Raw genomic sequence first — 14,293 nt, 5'->3', positions numbered from 1 at the left:
TCTGAAAGTCCTTGTTGCTGGTTACCAGCATGAAACCAACACCTTTGCACCCACCCGGGCCGACTGGGCGGCGTTCAACCGGGGCGACTCCTTTCCCGCCTTCATCCATGGCCAGGCCATGCTGGACAAGCTCGCCGGCGTCAACATTCCGATCGGCGGCTTCATCGAGGCGGCGCGGACCCTGGGGTGGCAGCTCGTGCCCAGCAGCTGGTGCGGCGCGATTCCTTCGTCCTATGTGACCGAGGACGCGTTTGAGCGTATCAGCGCGTCCATCCTGTCCGACGTGCACAAAGGCGGCTTTGACGCGGTCTACCTCGACCTGCACGGCGCGGCGGTGGCCGAACATGTGGCCGATACCGAGGGCGAGCTGATCACGCGCATCCGCCGCGTGGTGGGGGCCGATGTCCCCATCATCGCCAGTCTGGACCTGCACGCCAACGTCACCCGGTGCATGCTGCAGCAGGCCGATGCGCTGGTGTCCTACCGCAGCTACCCCCACGTGGACATGGCCGCCACCGGCGAGCTGGCGGCGCAGTTGCTGGCGCGCCGGCTCAAGCTCGGGCGGCGCGAGCCGCTGCATTTCCGGCGCCTGCCCTTCCTGATTCCGCTCAATGCGCAAAGCACCTGGATGGAACCGGCCAAAAGCATCTACGAAGAACTGCTGGTGCTGGACCGTGACTTCGGTTCGGTGCTGAGCTTTTGCATGGCGTTTCCGGCGGCGGATTTTGCGGAGTGCGCGCCCATGGTCTGGGCTTATGGCGAACACGCAGAGCAGGCTGTGCAGCGTCTGGGCGAACGCGTGTCCGAGCCCTCCCAGTGGCGGCTGAGCACACTGGACGCGCCTGACGCCGTGGTCCATGCCATGGCGCTGGCCTCGAGGCGCAACAAGCCCGTGGTGATGGCCGACACCCAGGACAACCCCGGCGCGGGCGGCGACAGCAATACAACCGGACTGCTGCATGCCTTGCTGCAGCAGGGCGCCGGGCGGCGCTTTCCCGGGCAGGTGGCGTTGGGACTGATGTTCGACCCTGCGGCGGCCGCGATGGCGGTGGCGGCCGGGGTGGGTGCGACGATCAACACCACGCTGGGGACGGCGGTGCCGACCTTCACCGGGCACCTGAGCGATCCGCCCGTTTCCGGTTCGTTCAAGGTGCGCGCGGTCCACGATGGCACCGTCACGCTCAAGGGCCTGATGATGACCGGGCTCACTGTGCACCTCGGCCCCTGCGCCTGCCTGGAGATCGACGGGGTGCTGGTGGCCGTCAGCAGCGGCAAGAAGCAGATGCTGGACCGCGAGCTGTTCCGCATGGTCGGCATCACGTCCGAGGCGATGAAGATCATCGTGGTCAAGAGCTCCAACCACTTCCGCGCGGACTTCACGCCGCTGGTGGAAAATGCGGCGACCGACATCCTGATTGCGAAAGCCGCCGGGCCGATGGCGGCGGACCCGGCCGATCTGCCCTGGAAAAACCTGCCCGACGCGATCCGGCGGCGTCCTTGAGGGACGGCTCGACCGGACCTGGCCACGACTGGAGTAGCTGATGACCCCTTCCCCCACTTTGCCCACCTTGCCTGATCTGGCTGATTGCACCGCCACCGAGCTGCTGCAGCTGTACCGAAGTGGCCAGGCCTCGCCGGTAGAAGCCACGCGCGCCGTGCTGGCACGTATTGATGCGCTCAACCCCGGTCTCAACGCTTTTTGCCTGGTGGCGCAGGAGTCCGCGCTGCAAAGCGCGCGGGACAGCGAGGCGCGCTGGCAGAAATTCCGCCAGGGTGGTGCGCCCTGCGGCGAGCTCGACGGGGTGCCGGTGTCGATCAAGGACCTGATCCTGACCCGCGGAATGCCTACCTTGCGCGGCAGCCACACGGTGGACGCCAGCCAGCCCTGGGACGTGGACGCGCCGGTGACGGCACGGCTGCGTGAAGCCGGGGGGGTGATCCTCGGCAAAACCACCACGCCCGAATTTGGCTGCAAGGGCGAAACCAATTCACCGCGCACCGGCATCACGCGCAACCCCTGGGACCTGTCGAAAACACCAGGCGGATCCTCCGGCGGCGCGGCGGCGGCGGTGGCGTCCGGCATGGGGCCGCTGGCCATAGGCACCGACGGCGCCGGCTCGGTGCGTATTCCGGCGGCGTTTTGCGGCAACTTCGGCCTCAAGCCCAGCTTCGGCCGTGTGCCGGCTTACCCGTTGTCGCCGTTCGGCTCGGTCGCGCACCTGGGCCCACACAGCCGTAGCGTGCGTGACGCGGCGCTGATGATGAACGTGCTCAAAAAGCCGGACGCCCGGGACTGGACCTCGCTGCCGCCTGACAGCAGCAATTACCTGCAGGGGCTGGAAGACGGCATCCGCGGCCTGCGCATCGCGTGGTCGCCGGCGCTGGGTTATGCGCGCAACGTGGATCCGGAAGTCGCGCAGTCTGTGGCTCGTGCCGTGGCGCTGCTGGCCGAGCTCGGCGCGTTGGTTGAACAGGTTGATCCCGGCTTTGAAGACCCGCTGGAGATCACCACCGGCCTGTGGTTTGCTGGTGCCTGGACCGTATGGAACACCCTCACCCCCGCGCAGCAGGCGCTGACCGACCCCGACTTTCGCGCCCAGGCGCTGCTCGGTGAAAAGTTCAGCCTGCTCGACATCCAGCGACTGCACCTGCAGCGCGGCGCGCTCGGTTCCCACATGCGCCAGTTCATGCAGCGTTTCGACCTGCTGGTCACGCCCAGCGTGGCCGTGCCGGCTTTCGAGGCGCGGCCGGCCGCACACAGTCCCATGAACCCGGCAGCCATGCTGGGCTGGACGCCGTTTTCCTACCCCTTCAACCTGACGCAGCAGCCGGCCAGCACGGTGCCCTGTGGCCTGACCGCAGCCGGCCTGCCCATCGGCCTGCAGTTTGTCGGACCGATGTTTGGTGATGCGCTGGTGCTGCGCGCCTCGCGTGCGTACGAGGCCGCACGGCCTGCCGGTGTTGACTTCAAGCGACCGGTGGCGCTCGCCTCATGAAGGGCCTGCGGCCAACGGCTGCCGCGGCGTGCGCCACCACTTACTGGAAAACCTCTAGGCCTGCCGGCGTCCCTGGCCCCGGAAGCTGTTCATAATCGGGTGGCATGACTTTTTTAGCACTCGATGTGGGCAACACCCGGTTGAAGTGGGCCCATTACGCGGCCCCGGTGGTCGGGTCGCCCGTTCTGGCCCATGGCGCGGTGTTTCTGGAAAACATCGACAAGCTGGCGGACGAGGAGTGGTGTGGCCTGCCCACACCGTCACACATCCTGGGCTGCATCGTGGCCGGCGACGCGGTCAAACGCCGCGTCGAGGAACAGATGGAGCTTTGGGATGTCCTGCCGCGCTGGGTTGTTTCCAGCGCCCAGGAGGCCGGCGTGACCAACGGCTACGACCACCCGACCCGTCTGGGTGCCGACCGCTGGGTGGCCATGATAGGTGCGCGGCACCGCCTTCTGGGCCGCGGCATCCGCAAACCCTGCGTGGTCGTGATGGTGGGCACGGCGGTCACGGTCGAGGCGATCGACGCTTCCGGCAGGTTCCTGGGCGGCATCATCCTGCCAGGCCACGGCATCATGCTGCGTGCGCTTGAATCCGGCACGGCCGGGCTGCATGTGCCCACGGGCGAGGTGAAAGACTTCCCCACCAACACCAGCGACGCGCTCACCAGCGGCGGCACCTTTGCGATTGCCGGCGCCGTGCAGCGCATGGTGGAAAACACCACCCGGCATTGCGGCGAGGCGCCCGAATGCATCATGACCGGCGGCGCGGGCTGGAAGATGGCGCCCAGCATGTCGGTCAAGGTGGAGCTGGTCGAGAGCCTGATTTTCGACGGCCTGCTGGAAATTGCCGCGCAGCGCCTGGCGGTCTCGGTCTGAAAGCAGTATCGATTGCTATCAATTCAATAGCTGTTTGCGCTTTCCCCATCAGGGCTGAGGCCCTGAAGCACTGAAAATCACGACGCAGCGTCGCCCCAGGGCAGCATCAGGGTGACGATCGACAGCTTGGCAAACTCGGGCACAAACTCGTCAATGATGCGCTGCGGCTCCGGGCACAGCGTGCTGTCGGTGATCACGCCGAACTGCACGCCGCCGCCGTAGCTGAGGATGGACACGCCCAGCCCGACATCGCCCGACTGCGGCACCCAGAACATGCTTTGCTCCAGCGTGGCGCCGCAGAAGCTGAGCTTTTCGCGCGGGCCCGGCACATTGGTCATCACCGCCGTGGTCTTTTTCGAGAACAGGTTGAGCATCGCGTCCTGCGCCGGCTTGATCAGCAGCCCGGCAATCGCCAGCAGGCTGAAGGCCAGCAACGGCTGGTAACTGCCCTTGAGCGCCGCCATGCGGCGCCGCACCTCGTACACACGTTCCACCGGGTTGTCCACGCCGATGGGCAGCACCAGCGGCACCAGGCCGAAGCGGTTGCCCAGCTTGTAGGCCTGCTCGATGGGCCGAAGGTTCACCGGCACCATGGCGCGTATCTCCTGTCCCTTGACGTCGTCGCCGTGCGACTTGAGGTATTCGCCAATCGCGCCGGCCACACAACTGAGCAGCACATCGTTGATCGAGCAGTTCAGCGCCTTGCCGACAGCACGGACTTCGTCCAGTGGGATCGGCTGGCACCAGGCCACCTTCTTGGTGGTGCCCGGCTTGCCCTTGAGCCGGGTTTTGGAGTCGTCAGGCATCAGGGCCAGGGCGGCGCTGTCTTTCAGTACTTGCAGCATGACCTTGGCCATGTCGAGCGAGCCGGCCATGCCCTTGTGCGGGTCGCTCAGCAGGTTCAGCGACCGGGCGGCGCCCTCGCCGGCTGCGCCCAAGGCCCTGACGGCAAGGTCGGTAAACGGTTTGAGCAGGGTATCGGCAATCCAGTCTTCGGCGCCGCCACCGGTTTCCTTTTTCCGGCGTTCAGGAGGCGCCAGCCCGCCGTCCACCAGCGACATGGTCACCGAAATCAGCGCAATGCCGTCGGCGATGCAGTGGTGGATGCGCACAATCATGGCGCTGCCCTTGACGCCATCGGGGCCGGTGTAGTCCTCGATCAGGTGAATTTGCCAGAGCGGGCGCTTGCGGTCCAGCGGCTGCATGGCGAGTTCGGCCACCCGGTCCTGCAGCGCTTCCTGCTCCTTGCCTTTCGCCGCCTTCGGCAGCCTGTCGGCCACCACGTGGTTCTGCAGGTCGAAGTAGCGGTCCTCGACCCAGGTCGCGCCGGCGGCGTCTTCCATCACGCGCTGGCGAAAGCGCGCGTACTTCAGCAGGCTGTTCTCCATGCGCTCACAAACCGCCGCGTGGCTCACGCCCGGCGTGAGCTGCCAGACGCCGACAATCATCATCAGGTTGGACGGTGTATCCATGCGCAGCCAGGCGGTGTCCACCTTGCTCATGCGCTCGCCCGACAGGCCGAGCGTGCCCGAGACCGCGCGCTTGACGTTTTTCTGGACGTTCTTTGCGACCTTTTTGCCCGTTGCCTGGGCCGAAACGCGTGTGACCATGAAAACTCCGTGTACCCGACACCCCGGATGGGGTGAATTCCCTATTCTGCAGGCAAGGCAGTGGCTAAGATACCGGGCAGTTACCCGAATTCATTCTGATCTTCAACCACAAGGGAGCACTCTCATGGCAGACATCAAGGCAGCATTCGACAAGGCCATGGCCGATTCCAAAAACCTCAGCGAGCGGCCTGACAACGCCACGCTGCTGAAAATTTATGCACTGTACAAGCAGGGCAGCACGGGCGACAACACCGACAAGAAGCCCGGCTTCAGCGACATGGTGGCGCGCGCCAAGTGGGATGCCTGGAACAACCTGAAGGGCACATCGCAGGAAGATGCGATGCAGCAGTATGTGGATTTGATTGAGTCGTTGAGCTGATTGGCTGTGGGCTGCGAGCCTCCTAAGGAGGCCGAGTTGCAAACCAACTTGGCTGGAAAGAGTTAGGGTTTTTTTCGCAGCAGATTGCGACGAAAGCGCAGATGGATGATGGGCTCCGCAACAGGGGCAAGCTTTAGCTCGGATCTCAGCGACCTGCGCAACTCTTCAAGCAAGGTTGTAGCAAACGCGGTCTGTCTCTGCGCAATTTCCCTGGCGAACTGCTGAGCAAGATTGACTTGTTCGCCAGATCCGAAGAGCTGAATGTCGGCGATGGCAGACTCCATGTCCTTCCATGATTCCTGCGGCTCTATCGGATCTGCGGATTTCTCTAGTTTCCGGTATGCATCTATCAGGTATCCGACAATCAGCTCTCGCCTTCGGGCAGCGAAATCCTTCGCTGAGTTGAAGCGATGGACCACGAACCAGCCTGCAACTACGACAGCTTCAGGGACCAAGAGTGAGATGGCGAGTCTCCAGTCCATGTGCGTTATCGTTTGATTAGGCGGCACTTCCATCTTGCGCGGTCATGCCAAGTGCCAGCACTTTTTCAAGGGTTGACTTGTGCAGGAATAACGCGCCAATGCTTGAGACACCACCGACGAGCAATAGTACCGAGATAAGAAACGCCGGCCATGACTGCAGCATTGCAGGAAGCGGCAGGGCAGACGTAGACGAGGCAAGCGCGGCGGCGACCTGCAGCATGAATGCAACAACGAGCAAAATTGCGCCAACGACGTACTGGGCTCGCTGTGCTGCAAAGGTGCGAGCTAGCGGTTCACTGAAGTCCCAGCGTGGCGTAGCTTGGGCAACGATGGCGGTGGGTGTATTCATAACGTTGCCGACACAGAAATAAACCGCAGCCACGAAGCCTATGGCTGCGGCGGCAATTGTGAGTGCAAGTTGTTGCGACATGATGTGCCTCAATATATGTCGCACAGCCTGCGACGTAACTCCGTTTGCTGATATTGCGCTAATTCCTTGTTGCGCCCAGAGTGTTTATGCATCGAAGCCTCCCGTCGTGTAGTTAAAACGCAAGCTAGCACCGCGATTCTAGGTTTAACCTGAATTAGTCGAAAAATCTGCTGTCAGCCCTTACCCCACAAGCGCGACCAGCTATTAATAACATAGCATTTCGCCCCTCACCCCACCACCCCACGTTCCCGCAGTGCGGCAATCTGCGTTTCCGTCAGCCCCACCTCACGCAGCACCGCATCGGTGTCCTGGCCCAGGGCCGGCGCATTGCGGCGCTGGCTGCCGGGGGTGGCTGAGAGTTTGGGCACGAAGCCGGGCACGGCGAGTTGCGAGCCGTCGTCCATCTGCACGGTTTGCAGCATGCCGCGCGCGGCGTAGTGCGGGTCGGCGGCGATGTCGGCGACGGTGTAGATTTTTCCCGCGGGCACCTCGGCGCCTTCCAGTGCTGCCAGCACCTCGTCCACCGTCAGGCCCGCCGTCCATTGGCCGATCGCGGCGTCGATCTCCTGCACACGCGCCACGCGGCCGGCGTTGTCGGACAGCGCGGGGTCGTTGCCCAGGTCCTGCCGATGCATCACTGTCATCAGTCGTTTGAAAATGCTGTCGCCATTGCCCGCAATGAGCGCGTAGCCGCCATCCTTGCAGCGGTAGGCATTGCTGGGCGCAATGCCGGGCAGGGCGCTGCCCGCCGGGCCGCGCACGGCGCCAAAAGCACTGTATTCGGGCAGCAGGCTTTCCATACAGTTGAAGACGGCCTCGTACAGCGCCACATCAACAACCTGACCTTGGCCCGAAGCATGGCGGTGTTGCAGCGCCAGCAAAATGCCGATCACGCCGTGTAACGCGGCCAGCGTGTCGCCTATGCTGACGCCGACACGCACCGGCACGCGGCCGGGTTCGCCGGTCAGGTGGCGCAGGCCGCTCATGGCTTCGGCCACCACACCAAAACCTGGGCGGTCGCGGTAGGGGCCGGTTTGCCCGTAGCCGCTGATGCGCAGCATGATGAGGCGGGGGTTCAAGGCCAGCAGTTCCTCAGGCCCCAGGCCCCATCCTTCCATGGCGCCGGGGCGGAAGTTTTCGATCAGCACGTCGGCGTCCGTGGCCAGCTTGCGCACAATTTCCTGCGCTTCCGCCTGCCGCAAATCGAGCGCCACGGAACGTTTGTTGCGCGACTGCACCTGCCACCAGACCGAGGTGCCGTCTTTCAGCAGCCGCCATTTGCGCAGCGGGTCGCCCGTGCGCGGTGCTTCGATCTTGATGACGTCGGCGCCAAAGTCGGCCAGCGTCTTGGCGGCAAAGGGGCCAGCGATGAGCTGGCCCAGCTCCACCACCTTCAGGCCCGCCAGGGGGCCTGCGGGGGCTGCGGCGGTCATTTCGCTGCAGGCTTCTTTTTGGCGGCGGGTTTTTTCTGCGCCAGCAGCGTGTCGAGGTTTTTCACGATCTCGCCTTCGATCCTGTCCTTGAAGGCACCGAGCAGAAAGCCCAGCTTCGCGTCCAGCTCGAAAACGTCCTCGCTCACCTTGAGCGTGCCGCTGACGCCCGAACGGGTGAAGCTGACTTCGTCACAGCTGTCGCCTTCTTCGTAGGTGCAGCTCATGTCGAACTTTTCCTCGACCTGCTCGGCCCACTGGAATGCGATCTTGCGGGCCTGGGCCAGGCCCAAGCTGTGCTCGCGTTCGATGTGGATGTCAGCCATGGGGTGTCTCCTCTGTTTTCGTGGTGATGGAAGGGCGCAGGGCGTCGTGCCGCGCCTGTTTGGGCAGGGCGGCCAGCCGCCTGACCGCATCATAAAACCGCGGCCAGTTGCTGCCTTCGCGCGCAAACAGCGCCTCGAAGCCTGGTACCAGTTCGTCATAGGCGGCGAGTGCGCCCAGCGAGGCATTGTTCGTGCGGGCCACCCAGGAGTCGTAACCGGCATAACCGTCCCAGCCGGCCTTGAGGGCGGCGTAACGCGCATGGAAGGTCTGCATTGCTACGCTTTTCATAGCGGCTTGCGCACGGTGGTCAAGGGCTGGAGCCTCTTTTGGCTCATAAATTTCGCTGAGTTCGCGGCGCAGCCCCAGCGTCAGCGCGCGAAACTGCTGGCGGCGCTCGCTGTACAGCGCGTATTCCTTGCGCACGGCGGCGCTGCCGTGGGTGTCCAGCCAGCGCGCGCTGCCCAGGCGTTCCACGGCGGTGGCAAAGGATTCGTTGAAGTCCATGTCGTCGGCGGCATACACCACCTGATGCGCCAGCTCATGAAAGATCAACCGCGCCAGTTCGCCCTCGGGGTAGCCGATGAAGGTGCTCAGCAGCGGGTCGCCACCGGCCCAGTTCATCCAGCCCAGGGTGGAGTAGGCCGGCACACCATAAACGCTGACCTCCAGCCCCTGCGCGCGCAGCTTGTCGGCTTCGGCGCGCGCCTGTGCCTCGTCAAAATAGCCCTTGTAGCCCACGCAGCCGGTGACCGGAAAACACCAGGTCTGCAGGGTCAGCGAAAACTCGGGCGCGGCCGACACATTCCACACCACGGCCTTGCGCCGCAGGTCGGCGTAGCGCTGGTAGCTGGCGTTGTCGGGCAGCTTCAGTTCGCTCACCGCAAAGCGCCGGATCTGCTGCGTCAGCGCCAGCCGGGCCTTGAGTTTGTCGGGGGTCTCGCTGTCCTGCAGCCAGTCATCAATGGGCCGGGCGGCGTTCATCAGCTGCAGGTGACCGCTGACCGACTGCCAGTAATAACCGAGGCTGGCGCAACCGGACAGGCCCAGCAACACGGCGGTGAGCAGGGCGACGGTTCGGGGCGACGGCCGGAAGGAGGTCATTTCCGTCAGAGTACTGATCCGGCGTCAAGTTGCACCTGGACCAGGCAGTCGTAGAACACCGGGCCGCGTCCCAGGTCGGTCAGGTGCTGGCTGGTCAGTTCGTTGACATTGGTGCCGTCCAGGCCGAACTTGCGCCACCAGACACCCAGGCCGTGGACCACGCCGGCGCGCGCCCGATCGGACACCCTGGCCTTGCAGCGGTAACTGCCGCGCTGGTTGAACACCTTCACCACGCTGCCGGTGCTGATGCCGCGCGCGGCGGCGTCCTGCGCGTTGATCTCCAGCAGCGGCTCGCCCTCGATGTCGCGCAGGCTTTTGACGTTGACAAAGGTGGAGTTCAGGAAGTTGCGCGCCGGCGGCGAGATCATTGCCAGCGGGTAGCTGGCCGAGCTGCCGGCCGCCTCGTAATTGGGCACATGGTCGGGCAGGCCGTCCAGTCCCTGCGCGGCGAGCCGCGCGCTGAAAAATTCGCATTTGCCCGACGGGGTCAGAAAGCGGCCCTCGGCAAACGGTGCGTCGGGGCCGGGCAGGGTGGCAAAACCCTTGTCCAGCAGTTCGTCGAAATTTATCCTGTCGCCGTCCGGGTGGCTGAAGGCCGTGCGGCACAGGGTTTCGTCGTCTTCAAGAAAACACGGTTCGGAAAAGCCCATGCGGGCCGCGAGTCCGCGGAAGATCTCGGTATTGGTACGCGCCTGCCCGACGGGCGCGATCGCGGGGCGGTTCAGCAGAACGTCGGTGTGGCCGTAGGCGCCGTGTACATCCCAGTGCTCCAGTTGGGTGGTGGCCGGCAGGATGAAGTCGGCGTAGTCGGCGGTGTCGGTCTGGAAATGCTCCAGCACCACGGTGAACAGGTCCTCCCGCGCAAAACCCTGCACCACCTTGCCCGAGTCCGGGGCCACCGCGACCGGGTTGCTGTTGTAGACAATCAGTGCTTCTATCTTCGGGCCGAAGTCTGCGGAACTGCTTCTCAGCAGGTCGTCGCCGATGGTGATCATGTTGAGGGTGCGCGACTGGCGGCCGGCGCGCAGCTCGGGCCGCTGCAGCGCAGCCTGGTTGACCGGAAACATGCCCGAGCTGGACAGCAACACGCCGCCAGCACGGTGGCGCCAGGCACCAATCAGGGCCGGCAGGCAGGCCACGGCCCGCGTGGCGTTGCCGCCGCCGCGCACACGCTGCATGCCGTAGTTCAGGCGGATCGCCGCCGGTTGTCCGTTGACGAAACACTCGCCATAGTCACGCGCCAGCGCACGCACCTGTTCCACCGGAATCCCGCAGACCTGTGCCACGCGCTCCGGATTCCATAGCAGCGCGCGCTCACGCAGCAAGGGCCAACCGATGGTATGGCTTTCAATGTAGGCGTGGTCCAGCCAGTCGTGGACGATCAGCTCATGCATGATGCCCAGTGCCAGGGCGGCGTCGGTGCCGGGCTGCAGCGCAATGTGTTCGTGGCACTTTTCGGCGGTTTCGGTCTTGCGCGGGTCGATGCAGATGATTTTTGCGCCCTGGCGCTTGGCCTCCTGCACGTGGCGCCAGAAGTGCAGGTTGCTGGCGATCGAGTTGCTGCCCCAGATGAGGATCAGCTTGGCTTCGGCAAAAAACTCGACCTTCATGCCGACCTTGCCGCCCAGGGTTTGCGTCAGCCCTTCGGTACCGGCGGCCGAGCAGATGGTGCGCTCCAGCAGCGATGCGCCCAGCTTGTTGAAAAAGCGCCCCGCCATGCCTTCACCCTGCACCAGGCCCATGGTGCCCGCATAGCTGTAGGGGGCGATGGCCTGCGGGTCGCGCTGCGCGATGGCCTGCAGCCGCGCGGCAATTTCGCCGAGCGCGCTGTCCCAGCTCACGGCCTCGAACTGTCCCGAACCCTTGGGTCCCACCCGCTTGAGCGGCTGCAGGATGCGTTCAGGGTGGTAGCTGCGCTCGGTGTAACGCGAGACCTTGGTGCAGAGAACACCACCGGTGTGCCGGTGGTCGGGGTTGCCCTGGACCTTGACAGCCACGCCAGCTTCCACCGTGGTGAGCAGGGCGCAGGTGTCCGGGCAGTCGTGCGGACACGCGCCCCGCACCTTGATGGCGTCTTTCGCGGAACCGGGCCTAGGGGAGATGCTGATGGAAGCTGGCATGAATAGAACTACATTTTCGGGAAAGGAACCGCCCTGGCTGCGAATCAGTCAGGGCAAAACAACATGAAAAAAATACAGACTCTCGGACAGACCCTCATCGTAGCCGCCTTGCTGCTGACAGGTACAGCGGGGCGCAGCCAGGACGGCGTGAGCAAGACCGGCATTGTGCTCGGCCAGTCCCTGGCGCTGACCGGCCCGGGCTCCTCGCTGGCCCAGCCCTTTCACCAGGGCGCGAAGTTGTACTTCGACAACGTGAACGCAGCCGGCGGCATCAACGGCCGCAAGATCGAGCTGGTCACGCTGGACGACCTGGGCAACCCGGCCAACACGACTGCCAACACGAAGAAGCTGCTCGAGCAGGGCGTGCTGTCGCTGTTTGGCTTTTACGGCTCGCCGCAAGTCACCGCGGCCTACCCCCTGATCAAGGACGGCGACGTGTTGCTGTTTGCGCCCATGGCGGCGGCCGACGAGTTTCGCGGCGCGCTGTATGGCAATGTCTACTCCCTGCGTCCCGGTTACTCGGAAGAGGCTGCAGCCATCACCAAACATGCGGCCACGCTGGGCGCGCGCAAGCTGGCCATCCTGCATGCCAGCGACGGCGAATCCATGGCCGCCCTCGACTCGGCCCAGCGCACCATGACGAGTCTGGGCGCCAACCTGGTGGCCAATGCTGCCTTTGCCAGCGGCAGTCTGGCCGGCAGCGTGGACAAGGCACTGGCCGAGCGTCCGGAGTCGGTGCTGGTCATCAGTGACGCCGCGGGCGCTGCCAACGCTGTGCGCGACCTGCGCACCAAGGGCTTTCGCGGGCCGATTTACGGCTTTTCCAATACCGGCGAGAGCCTGCTGGCCGAGCAGCTGGGCAAGGCCGGGGCCGGCGTGGTGGTGGCACGGGTGGTGCCCAAGAGCGACAGCAGCAAGGTGGCCCTGGTGCGTGAACTGCAGACCGATGCGGCCGCTGCCAAGCTGGGCAAACCCAATGTGTACATGCTCGAAGGTTACATCGCCGCCCGCGTGTATACCGAAGCGCTGCGGCGTACCGGCAAGGACGTGACGCGGGCCAAACTCCGCAAGGCGATCGATGCTATGGACGACGTCAGCGTCGGCGGCTTCCGGGTCCACTTTCTGGACGACCGCGTGGGTTCCCGGCTGGTCGAGCTCGGGTTGATCGATTCGCAGGGGCGGGTGCGCGAATAGTGGGGGCCGCGCGACAGAAGGCTGACGAATTTCTGACGAAAAACAAAGGGTTTACCCGTATTCTGGTTAATTCCTAGAACTAAAGTACCGATTTTCTGAAAAGCGAAAGGTGGCGCGTCCCGGACGCGATTAGCCCGGCCTCGTCTTTGGCGAGAATGTAAGCATGCTTATATCTCGCAGAAAACTTTCCCTCACCGCCGGCGCCGCCATGCTGGCCGGATTCAACATTGCCCGGGCCCAGTCCGACAGCAAGATCATCCTCGGCCAGTCGGCCGCCTTTACCGGGCCTGCCGCGCAGCTGGGCATCCAGTTCTACCAGGGCGCCAAGGTCTATTTTGACCAGGTCAACGCCCAGGGCGGCGTCGGCAAGCGCCAGATTGAAATCCGCAACCTGGACGACGGTTATGAGCCGGATCGCTGCGCCGAGAACACCCGCAAGCTGATTGCAGACGACGTGTTTGCGCTGTTTGGCTACATCGGTACCCCGACCAGCCTGGCGGCCCTGCCGCTGGCGACCAAGGACAAGGTGCCTTTCATTGCCCCCTTCACCGGCGCCATGGGCCTGCGCGAGCCGTTCAACAGATACGCCTTTCACGTCCGCGCGTCGTACAACGACGAAACCGGCCTCATCGTCAAGCAGCTGACCAGCCTGGGGCTGAAAAAAATTGCGGTGTTCTACCAGAACGACGCCTACGGCAAGGCCGGCCTGGACGGCGTCACCCTGGCCCTGAACGGTCTGGGTCTCAAAACCGTGGCGCAGGCCACGGTGGAGCGCAATTCCGTCGATGTGGCCAAAGCGGTCCAGACCCTGGTCGCCGCGGCCCCTGATGCCGTGGTGCAGATCAGCGCCTACAAATCCTGTGCCGCCTTCATTCGCGCTGCGCGCAAGGCCGGGTATGGCGGCACGTTCTACAACGTGTCTTTTGTCGGCACGCAGGCGCTGGCCGACGAGCTGGGCAAGGACGGTGCCGGTGTGGTGGTGTCCCAGGTCATGCCTTCACCCTACAACGCGGCACGCCCGATTGCGCGTGAGTTTGCCGATGCCGTCAAGGCAGCCGGCAAGGATGCCCAAGCCAATTTTTCCAGCATGGAAGGGTATGTGGCCGCCAAGCTGTTTGTCGAAGGCCTCAAGCGTGCCAGTGGCAAACTCAGCCGCGAGTCGCTGATTGCCGGCCTGGAGGGCCTGGGCAGCCAGTCGCTGGGCGGTTTCTCCGTGTCCTTCTCGCCGACCGACCATGTGGCCTCCAGCTTTGTGGAGTTGTCCATGCTGACCGGCGACGGGCGCGTCAGAACCTGACTCGCGCCGAAGCAGCCTGCGGCTGCCTCTTCCTCTTCCTCTTCCTCAA

The 14,293-nt window shown here is 64.4% G+C and carries 13 protein-coding genes; 6 read left to right on the top strand and 7 right to left on the bottom strand.

Features of this window, described 5'->3' with window-relative positions; genetic code table 11:
- Window position 1: 1 nt before the first annotated feature.
- From PSV33_RS05975 to PSV33_RS05965, 3 genes are all read left to right on the top strand, one after another.
- Window positions 2–1,501, top strand: a complete 1,500-nt coding sequence (locus tag PSV33_RS05975; protein WP_300560037.1) for a M81 family metallopeptidase — start codon at window positions 2–4, stop codon at window positions 1,499–1,501.
- A gap of 40 nt (window positions 1,502–1,541) precedes the next feature.
- On the top strand, window positions 1,542–2,996 hold the full coding sequence (locus PSV33_RS05970; protein ID WP_300559824.1) for an amidase: 1,455 nt from the start codon (window positions 1,542–1,544) through the stop codon (window positions 2,994–2,996).
- A 104-nt stretch (window positions 2,997–3,100) separates the two neighbouring features.
- Window positions 3,101–3,874, top strand: a complete 774-nt coding sequence (locus PSV33_RS05965; protein ID WP_300559822.1) for a type III pantothenate kinase — start codon at window positions 3,101–3,103, stop codon at window positions 3,872–3,874.
- A gap of 77 nt (window positions 3,875–3,951) precedes the next feature.
- Here PSV33_RS05965 and PSV33_RS05960 read toward each other — a convergent pair whose 3' ends face one another.
- Window positions 3,952–5,484 (bottom strand): wax ester/triacylglycerol synthase family O-acyltransferase, encoded by a 1,533-nt coding sequence (locus tag PSV33_RS05960; RefSeq protein WP_300559820.1) that lies wholly within the window; start codon window positions 5,482–5,484, stop codon window positions 3,952–3,954.
- A 124-nt stretch (window positions 5,485–5,608) separates the two neighbouring features.
- Here PSV33_RS05960 and PSV33_RS05955 point away from each other — a divergent pair, with 124 nt between their 5' ends.
- Complete coding sequence (locus PSV33_RS05955) at window positions 5,609–5,863, top strand: acyl-CoA-binding protein (RefSeq protein ID WP_300559818.1); 255 nt, start codon at window positions 5,609–5,611, stop codon at window positions 5,861–5,863.
- Window positions 5,864–5,925: 62 nt separating this feature from the next.
- Here the strand turns inward: PSV33_RS05955 and PSV33_RS05950 are convergent, their stop codons facing one another.
- The 6 genes from PSV33_RS05950 to PSV33_RS05925 form a co-directional block, all read right to left on the bottom strand.
- The gene (locus PSV33_RS05950; RefSeq protein ID WP_300559817.1) at window positions 5,926–6,345 is read right to left on the bottom strand and encodes a hypothetical protein; all 420 of its coding nucleotides are present in this window, start codon (window positions 6,343–6,345) and stop codon (window positions 5,926–5,928) included.
- A 16-nt stretch (window positions 6,346–6,361) separates the two neighbouring features.
- On the bottom strand, window positions 6,362–6,775 hold the full coding sequence (locus PSV33_RS05945; protein ID WP_300559815.1) for a hypothetical protein: 414 nt from the start codon (window positions 6,773–6,775) through the stop codon (window positions 6,362–6,364).
- A gap of 227 nt (window positions 6,776–7,002) precedes the next feature.
- Window positions 7,003–8,208: a CaiB/BaiF CoA-transferase family protein gene (locus tag PSV33_RS05940; protein WP_300559813.1), complete on the bottom strand. Its 1,206-nt coding sequence runs from the start codon at window positions 8,206–8,208 to the stop codon at window positions 7,003–7,005.
- Window positions 8,205–8,531: a polyhydroxyalkanoic acid system family protein gene (locus PSV33_RS05935; protein WP_300559811.1), complete on the bottom strand. Its 327-nt coding sequence runs from the start codon at window positions 8,529–8,531 to the stop codon at window positions 8,205–8,207. The genes PSV33_RS05940 and PSV33_RS05935 overlap by 4 nt, the downstream gene beginning before the upstream one ends.
- Entirely contained in the window at window positions 8,524–9,633 is a 1,110-nt protein-coding gene (locus tag PSV33_RS05930) for an aminopeptidase (protein WP_300559809.1), read from the bottom strand. Before PSV33_RS05930 ends, PSV33_RS05935 begins: the two co-directional genes overlap by 8 nt.
- 5 nt (window positions 9,634–9,638) lie before the next feature.
- Window positions 9,639–11,753: a molybdopterin oxidoreductase family protein gene (locus PSV33_RS05925; RefSeq protein WP_300559807.1), complete on the bottom strand. Its 2,115-nt coding sequence runs from the start codon at window positions 11,751–11,753 to the stop codon at window positions 9,639–9,641.
- 63 nt (window positions 11,754–11,816) lie between these two features.
- Here PSV33_RS05925 and PSV33_RS05920 point away from each other — a divergent pair, with 63 nt between their 5' ends.
- Both PSV33_RS05920 and PSV33_RS05915 read left to right on the top strand, forming a co-directional pair.
- On the top strand, window positions 11,817–12,947 hold the full coding sequence (locus PSV33_RS05920; protein WP_300559805.1) for an ABC transporter substrate-binding protein: 1,131 nt from the start codon (window positions 11,817–11,819) through the stop codon (window positions 12,945–12,947).
- A 163-nt stretch (window positions 12,948–13,110) separates the two neighbouring features.
- Window positions 13,111–14,244, top strand: a complete 1,134-nt coding sequence (locus PSV33_RS05915) for an ABC transporter substrate-binding protein (protein ID WP_300559802.1) — start codon at window positions 13,111–13,113, stop codon at window positions 14,242–14,244.
- Window positions 14,245–14,293: the final 49 nt, after the last annotated feature.

Origin of the sequence: Polaromonas sp., assembly GCF_029945895.1 — a bacterium.
In the GTDB taxonomy this organism is placed as follows: Bacteria; Pseudomonadota; Gammaproteobacteria; order Burkholderiales; family Burkholderiaceae_C; genus Polaromonas.
Note: the sequence above shows the minus strand (reverse complement) of the source record. Positions and strands in the feature narration are given on the sequence as shown.